The sequence below is a fragment of the Arthrobacter sp. SPT-J7 genome (assembly GCF_059089965.1).
In genome coordinates this window covers 1-1,252 of sequence record NZ_JBNHFF010000448.1, presented here as the reverse complement: position 1 = coordinate 1,252, position 1,252 = coordinate 1, and the positions used below count along the sequence as shown (strand labels likewise).

General features: G+C 66.2%; 2 protein-coding genes. One reads left to right on the top strand and one right to left on the bottom strand.

Features of this window, described 5'->3' with window-relative positions; all coding sequences use genetic code 11:
* The first annotated feature begins 86 nt into the window (after window positions 1-86).
* Window positions 87-821 (top strand): alpha/beta hydrolase, encoded by a 735-nt coding sequence (locus AC5RWX_RS33470; protein WP_494100453.1) that lies wholly within the window; start codon window positions 87-89, stop codon window positions 819-821.
* A 66-nt stretch (window positions 822-887) separates the two neighbouring features.
* Here the strand turns inward: AC5RWX_RS33470 and AC5RWX_RS33465 are convergent.
* The coding region (locus tag AC5RWX_RS33465) for a phosphomethylpyrimidine synthase ThiC (protein WP_494100452.1) at window positions 888-1,252 on the bottom strand (365 nt) is incomplete at its 5' end.

The following is a 1,252-nucleotide window of genomic DNA, read 5'->3' as shown; positions in this document are numbered from 1 at the left end:
GTAGCGCCATGTTTTGTTTGTTGGGTAAAAACCTACACTTGGCGCTACTCACATGGGATGTCGGTGCCGTCGAATAGGGTTGGGTCATGTTCAAGCAGAGGGTAGTGTTCGTGCACGGCGCCGGCAGCTTCGGCTCCGCGGCCTGGCCGCGCCAGCACGGTATGGCGCTGTCCTATGACGCTCTGTTCCTGCGCCGCCACGGGTACCACCCTGTGGCTGAACCCGTTGAGTCCTCCTTTGACGAGGACGCCGCCATTGTGCTGCAGTCCCTTGCTGACGACGGCAGGGGCGCCGCGGGCGGACACGTCGTCGCGCACTCCCAGGGAGCCATCGCAGCGATGATGGCCGCCGTCGAACGTCCCGACCTTGTCTTTTCCTTGACGCTGGTGGAGCCCGCGTGCCTGTCGCTCACCGCGGAACTGCCGGCCACGGCGGCCCATATCAAGCTGATGCAACCCCTGTTCGAGGCCCGGCACCAAATGAGCGACCAGGATTTCCAGCGCGAGTTCGTCCGTCGGGTCTACGCCACGGACCTGCAGCAGCCGGCCACAGCGGAGGAGAAGCGGTCCGCCCGGAGGCTCCGGCTGCAGGCCCCTTCCTGGGAGGCGCCGCTGCACATTGTTCCCGGCGTCCCCACCCTGGTCCTCACCGGGGGATGGGAGCCGCTCTACGAGGAGATTGCAGGCTACCTGCGTGAGACCGGCGCCCTGCACCGCACGGCGGCGGGAGGGCACCGGCCCCATGACTCGCCGGAAGGTGACCGCGTCATCCGCTCGTTCATCAACGAGGTCAGCAGGAGCCAGCCTGCCAGGGCTTCCTGAATCCTGCCGGGTGGCTTCCCGTCCGGCAGGCCCCCAATAGCCTGCCGGACGAAAATTGTGGTGCAGCTACGGGCGGCCGTTCACCGGTACGGCCAGCTCCGGGAGGTAGACCTTGCCGCCCGCTGCAAGGAATTCCTCACTTTTTCCGCGCATTCCCGCTGCCATTTCGGCCACCGCCGCCTGCGACTCCGCTGACCCGTATTCGTCCCGGATGTCCTGGCTGATCCTCATGGAACAGAACTTGGGACCGCACATGGAACAGAAGTGCGCCGTCTTGGCCGGTTCCGCGGGGAGGGTCTCGTCGTGGAAGGCCTCGGCGGTCACCGGGTCCAGGGACAACGCGAACTGGTCCCGCCAGCGGAACTCAAAGCGTGCCTTGGACAGCGCGTTATCGCGTTCGTGTGCCCCCGGGTGGCCCTTGGCGAGGTCTG